The 6,194-nt window shown below is 59.2% G+C and carries 5 protein-coding genes; 2 read left to right on the top strand and 3 right to left on the bottom strand.

The annotated features are described in order from the left end of the window. Nucleotides 1-163: 163 nt before the first annotated feature. The gene (pyk, locus tag AC1DXW_RS11615) at nucleotides 164-1,615 is read left to right on the top strand and encodes a pyruvate kinase (RefSeq protein WP_108215066.1); all 1,452 of its coding nucleotides are present in this window, start codon (nucleotides 164-166) and stop codon (nucleotides 1,613-1,615) included. A gap of 247 nt (nucleotides 1,616-1,862) precedes the next feature. Beyond that, nucleotides 1,863-3,176 (top strand): hypothetical protein, encoded by a 1,314-nt coding sequence (locus AC1DXW_RS11620; RefSeq protein WP_477752558.1) that lies wholly within the window; start codon nucleotides 1,863-1,865, stop codon nucleotides 3,174-3,176. A gap of 56 nt (nucleotides 3,177-3,232) precedes the next feature. Here AC1DXW_RS11620 and AC1DXW_RS11625 read toward each other — a convergent pair whose 3' ends face one another. The 3 genes from AC1DXW_RS11625 to AC1DXW_RS11635 are packed head-to-tail and all read right to left on the bottom strand — an operon-like array spanning nucleotide 3,233 to nucleotide 6,043. Then, nucleotides 3,233-3,979, bottom strand: coding sequence for an enoyl-CoA hydratase-related protein (locus AC1DXW_RS11625; RefSeq protein ID WP_477760021.1), 747 nt, complete (start codon nucleotides 3,977-3,979; stop codon nucleotides 3,233-3,235). Nucleotides 3,980-4,008: 29 nt separating this feature from the next. Continuing rightward, nucleotides 4,009-4,944, bottom strand: a complete 936-nt coding sequence (locus AC1DXW_RS11630; protein ID WP_477752560.1) for an iron-sulfur-binding ferredoxin reductase — start codon at nucleotides 4,942-4,944, stop codon at nucleotides 4,009-4,011. Beyond that, nucleotides 4,937-6,043: a GGDEF domain-containing protein gene (locus AC1DXW_RS11635; protein ID WP_477752561.1), complete on the bottom strand. Its 1,107-nt coding sequence runs from the start codon at nucleotides 6,041-6,043 to the stop codon at nucleotides 4,937-4,939. Before AC1DXW_RS11635 ends, AC1DXW_RS11630 begins: the two co-directional genes overlap by 8 nt. Nucleotides 6,044-6,194: the final 151 nt, after the last annotated feature.

Here is a 6,194-nt window from a genome sequence, read left to right on the forward strand (position 1 = left end):
TCCTGTCTTGTGCCCTGTATCGGCCCATCGTCGGAAATCTTCAGGCTACCGGACGCAAAGTTGCAGGGTTCAATAAAGAAAGAAATAAGTAGTGCAAACGAACAATGACTACAACATCGGAGCGTAGTAGCCTCACTCAGCGCTTGAACTCAGGAGTCATTGCATGTCCGTCCGTCGTACCAAAATCGTCGCTACCCTTGGCCCGGCCAGTAACTCGCCGGAAGTTCTCGAACAGCTGATTCTGGCTGGCCTGGACGTCGCCCGCCTGAACTTCTCCCACGGCACCCCCGACGAGCACAAGGCTCGCGCGAAGCTGGTGCGTGACCTCGCCGCCAAGCACGGCCGCTTCGTCGCCCTGCTGGGTGACCTGCAAGGCCCGAAAATCCGTATCGCCAAGTTCGCCAACAAGAAGATCGAGCTGAAGATCGGTGATCAATTCACCTTCTCCACCAGCCATCCTCTGACCGAAGGCAACCAGCAAGTGGTCGGCATCGACTACCCGGACCTGGTCAAGGACTGCGGCGTGGGCGACGAGCTGCTGCTCGACGACGGCCGCGTGGTGATGCGCGTCGATACTGCCACGGCCACCGAACTGCACTGCACAGTGACCATCGGCGGCCCGCTGTCCGACCACAAAGGCATCAACCGTCGCGGTGGCGGCCTGACCGCTCCGGCCCTGACTGAAAAAGACAAGGCTGACATCAAGCTCGCTGCGGAAATGGAAGTCGACTACCTCGCGGTATCCTTCCCGCGTGACGCCGCCGACATGGAATATGCCCGTCAACTGCGCGACGAAGCCGGCGGCACCGCCTGGCTGGTGGCGAAGATCGAACGTGCCGAAGCCGTGGCCGACGACGAAACCCTCGACGGCCTGATCAAGGCATCCGACGCGGTGATGGTTGCCCGTGGTGACCTGGGCGTGGAAATCGGCGACGCCGAGCTGGTGGGCATCCAGAAGAAGATCATTCTGCACGCACGCCGCCACAACAAGGCGGTGATCGTCGCGACCCAGATGATGGAGTCGATGATCCAGAACCCGATGCCGACCCGCGCTGAAGTTTCCGACGTAGCCAACGCCGTGCTCGACTACACCGACGCCGTGATGCTCTCGGCCGAAAGCGCCGCTGGCCTGTACCCGCTGGAAGCCGTTCAGGCCATGGCGCGCATCTGCATCGGTGCCGAAAAGCACCCGACCAGCAAGACCTCCAGCCACCGCATCGGCAAAGAGTTCGAACGCTGCGACGAAAGCATCGCACTGGCGACCATGTACACCGCCAACCACTTCCCGGGCGTGAAAGCGATCATCGCCCTGACCGAAAGTGGCTACACCCCGCTGATCATGTCGCGCATCCGTTCCTCGGTGCCGATCTACGCGTTCACCCCACACCGCGAAGCCCAGGCTCGCGCGGCGATGTTCCGTGGCGTCTACACCATCCCGTTCGACCCGGCTTCGCTGGCGCCGAACGAAGTCAGCCAGAAGGCGATCGACGAACTGGTCAAGCGCGGCGTAGTACAGAAAGGCGACTGGGTCATCCTGACCAAGGGCGACAGCTACCACACCACCGGCGGCACCAACGGCATGAAGATCCTGCACGTTGGCGATCCGATGGTCTGAGTGAGCGCTTGCTGAAAAACAAAAGCCCCGCCATGTGAATGGCGGGGCTTTTTTTGTAATGAAAACAGGCAATTAAACTTTTACTAAGCCCTCACCTATCAGATGTGACAGTAGGCAGCATTCTGCACGTCTCGCTAAATACGATTGAGCTTGGCGAATATGGATGATCGATAGCCGCAATTGAATGCTGTCGTCGTTTATTAAACTCGCTGAAGTTAAATAATCTATTTATTAAAGGATGAGAAAAATGACTGCATCGCAGCTCGACCCCGGTGAACTCGACCCGAATTTTGGGCCATTAAAAGACGGAATACTGGTGCTGAAATACGCCGATTTCATGATCACTAACGGCCAGCTTGTTTCTGAAGCACCCAACGGCAAAATCTATATTGCGGGAAGCAGCTGGTCACAGGACACAGTGCTAGCTGAGCATTTTTCCCTTACTCGGGTTTTGAGCGATGGCACGCTTGATCATGGTTTCGGCCTAGCTGGCACCAAACACGTCAGGCTCCCACGCCCTGGCAGCGACGGCTTAGGCACAACGCCCTTTCAAATCGTCTATCTGGGCAGTGGCGCAGAAGGCAAAATTCTTGTAACGGTAGGTCGCCACGTTGCGGGAGACGGCGCGTCGACGCAGGCGAGTTACCTGGTTCGCTTGACCGATAAAGGGGAGTTGGACGATAGCTTCGGTAACGACGGCATCTTGCTTATCAACCCATCTTCTGAAATCGATTCTGATCAGTCGTTGAGCTCAGAAGTCATGCAGTTCGGTAACACCTCGTCAAGCCGCAGCGTCCATGTGGCAGACGGCAAGATTTATGTTATTTCCGCAGCGTTTGAACCAGCAACAGGGCTTATCGCACGGGTGATGTGTTTTGATAACGACGGTAAGCCAGAGCTGTCGTTTAACGGAACAGGTTACGTGTCCCTGTCTGAAGTACTCAATGTGCGCAGCTCGTTTAATGACATCGTCGTGCAGGATGGAAAAATCACAGTATGCGGATGGGCCGGCTCTGGCGCCCTACTGGCTCGCATCAATACTGATGGAGGTTTTGACAAAACCTTTGCGGAAGCCGGATACAAGGTTTTGGAAGGGCCAAGTTTTCAATTTACTTCCCTTGCAGTACTGCCTGATGGGCGGACTGTCGCCGCGGGTTTTGGTTTCTCCGACCGTCGTGGCTTGCTGGCGGCTTATACATCCGGGGGCCAGATCGACAGGACGTTTAATCAAGGCGCTCATGTAGAGGAGAAGTTTGACAGTTCTGATACTGTCATGTTTTTGGGCATGGGGTTCAAAGATGGAAAAATTATTGCCTCGGGAAGATACATCGATGGCGCTCGAACTTTGAATTTTGTCACCGCGCGGTACCTGGCTAATGGTCGCCGCGACACAACCTTTGGGAAAGGCAAAGGCTGGATTATTCCCGACATTCGCGGCTACCGCCCCCTCGCTCACGGAATGAGTATGCAATCCGACGGAAAAATACTGGCGGTAGGAAATGACCATGATGGCTTTTATGGCAGAGCGGTCATCGTTACCCGGCTTTTAAACGGCGCCTGAAGAGTACTGATATTTTCGGAAGGCAACGCGCAACCTACTGAGCCGTTGCCTTTTGTCTACCTGTTGATAAAACCCGACAACGCCGCAATCGCCTCCGGCGAGCGCAGTCGTTGGGTGAACAACGCGCCCTCTTCTTCGATCACTTTGCGCAGCAGCTTCCGGTCCGGGGCCTTCATCAATTGCTTGCTGATGCGCACCGCCTCCGGTGGCAGCGACTCGTAACGCAGCGCCATCTCCCACGCCTTGGCCAGCGCCGCTTTGCCACTGCCCAACGCCTCGGTCGCAATACCCCACTCGGCGGCTTGTTCACCGCTGAAACCTTCGCCGAGAAGCAACAATTCCGCCGCTTTTGCATGCCCGAGCAATCGAGGCAAGAGCAGGCTGGAACCGAACTCCGGGCAGAGCCCGAGATTGACGAAGGGCATGCGCAATCGCGCATCACGGCTAATATAGACGAGATCGCAATGCAGCAGCATCGTCGTGCCGATCCCCACCGCCGCCCCCGCCACGGCGGCGATCACCGGTTTGCGGCATTCGAGCAAGTTGAGCATGAAATGGAATACCGGGCTGTCGAGGCCGCTCGGTGGTTGCTGAATGAAATCGGCGATGTCGTTGCCGGCCGTAAAGCATTCGGCAGAGCCGGTGATCAGCACGGCATTGATCCCGGGGTCGCTGTCGGCCTGTTTCAGCGCATCGGCCAAGTGGCTGTACATGGCGCGGGTCAGGGCATTTTTCTTGTCCGGGCGATTCAGGCGCAGGGTCAACAGGCCGCGTTCGCGTTCAACTTGGATGGCATCGGTCATGGCAGGTCTCGCGTCTGAAAAGTCAGCGCTCAACCACGGGGCAGGAACACATCGGCCAGCAGTTGATTGCGCGGCAATCCCGCCAGATACAGGCGCCGGGCAAAGGCGTCGACACTGTCGGGGGCTCCGCAGAGTAAGGCCAGGGTTTGCCGCGAAACAAGCCGCAGTTGCGCCAAAGCCGCCGGCAACTCGGCCGGGGTCCACAGTTCGACACTCAGGTTCGGACGACTGGCGGCCATGGCTTGCAGGGGGCTGGCCAGGTAGTGCTCATCGGCATCATGGGCCAGGTGAATGACGCGGATGGCGCCTTGGTGATCCTGCCGCAGCGCTTCGCGCAATACACCAAACAATGGCCCCAACCCGGTACCGGCCGCCATCAACCACAACGGCCGGGCGTGCCAGTCCGGATCGTAATGCAAGGCACCGCCGCGCAGCTCACCGAGGCGGATCGGATCGCCGATGCGCAATTGCCTGGCGGCATCGCTGAATTCCCCGGGCTTGCGACAATCGAGATGGAACTCCAGAAAGCGGTCTTCTTGCGGCAGGCTGGCGAGGGAATATGGCCGCGCCACGCTACCCGCCCACAACACCAGGTGCTGGCCAGCGCCATAGCGCAACGGTCGCTGGGGGATTACCCGCAATCGCAGCACCGTGGCGCTCAGCCAATCTACCGCCGCGACCTCTGCCGGATGGCCATCGAGTTGCGGGTCGAAGGCGTGCACCTGCAAGTCCTCGACCACCTGGCACTGGCATGCCAGGCGCCAACCCTGTTCACGCTGTTGTGCACTCAGGGCATCGGGGCGGCTGTCGCTCGGCAGGCCCCGTACACACTGCACCAGGCACGCATGACAACTGCCGGCGCGGCAACTGTAAGGCACTGGCACGCCGTTCTGGTTCAGCGCGTCGAGCAGATTGCTGCCCGCCGCCACCGACCAATTGCGCTCGCCGACCCGCAGCTCAGGCATCGACGTTCTCCCACGCCGCCGCGCATCGGTTGCGGCCGTCACGCTTGGCGCGATAGAGCGCCTGATCGGCTTGTTGCAAGGCGTCATCGAGATCGTCGCCCCGCTCCAGCAGGGTCATGCCGGCGGACAGGCTGAGGTTGCGCACATTCAGACCGATCAGCTCGACATCGGTGAACGCGATGCGCAGCCGTTCGCAGCACGAAGTCAAACTGTCGGCATCGCAATCGGGCAGCAGTACCACGAACTCTTCGCCGCCGTAGCGGGCCAGAACATCACCGTCGCGCAGACACGCGGAGGCAACGCCGGCAAAGGCTTGCAGCACCTGATCGCCGGCGGCATGGCCGTGCAGGTCGTTGATGCGCTTGAAATGGTCAAGGTCGATCAGCGCCAGGCCATGCACGACACCCGCGTCCATGGCGTTCAATTCGCGCGAAGCCAGGTGCAGGAAATGCCGACGATTGAACAGACCCGTGAGCTCGTCGGTGGCCACCAGGTCTTCGAGCTGGCGCATCATCCCGCGCAACGTGTCCTGATGCGCCTGCAAGGCAAAACGCCGCTGGCGCATGCGTTGTCGCGAGGCCTGGACATAGCGGGCATACAGCACCAGCCACACCAGCACGATGAACAGCACACAGACCTGGAGCACCGCCATGGCCGGGTCAGGCAGCTGGAAGTGGTAGCCCTCCCACAGCGTGATCGCACTGAAACTGATAAACACCAGCAGCGCGCACCGTACTAAAGACCGGCGTGACAGATGGAACAGGCCGAACAGCAGGATCAGCACGTAAAACACCAGAAACGCACCCCGGGCTTCGTCCAGATGAGCGATCAGCCAGGTTTGCCACCCCAGCCCCAGCAACACTTGCGCCTCGGTCAGGCTGGGGTCGGCGAAACGCAGGTTGTAGCCGCTGTAAAACACCGCGAACAGGGAGGCCTGGCTGATCACCACCAGCGTGCTGCCGATGATGACACTGGAAAGCGGCGCATCGTAGTGACCGGTAAAAAACGCCAGCCACAGCAACAGCAATGCCAGGGCATAGGTGCCGGCCGCGAGGGCGAAACGTTTGAGCAACAGGCGCTGGATGGCGTTATGGGTCAATCGTTGATTCACCGAATGAAAGGAGACTGACAGAGCGTCCTACTCTACAGACCGAATGTCACTTTAGTGGTGTGACCGATAAATGACCATCCAATTTTCAGGTTGACCCGATTCCCCTGTAGGAGCTGCCGCAGGCTGCGATCTTTTGATC

This window comes from Pseudomonas sp. P4_C4 (genome assembly GCF_056402055.1).

Bases quoted from the DNA above. Each gene is read 5' to 3' on its own strand.
- pyk (WP_108215066.1), top strand. From the start codon at position 164: ATGTCCGTCCGTCGTACCAAAATCGTCGCTACCCTTGGCCCGGCCAGT.
- AC1DXW_RS11620 (WP_477752558.1), top strand. From the start codon at position 1,863: ATGACTGCATCGCAGCTCGACCCCGGTGAACTCGACCCGAATTTTGGG.
- AC1DXW_RS11625 (WP_477760021.1), bottom strand. From the start codon at position 3,979: ATGACCGATGCCATCCAAGTTGAACGCGAACGCGGCCTGTTGACCCTG.
- AC1DXW_RS11630 (WP_477752560.1), bottom strand. From the start codon at position 4,944: ATGCCTGAGCTGCGGGTCGGCGAGCGCAATTGGTCGGTGGCGGCGGGC.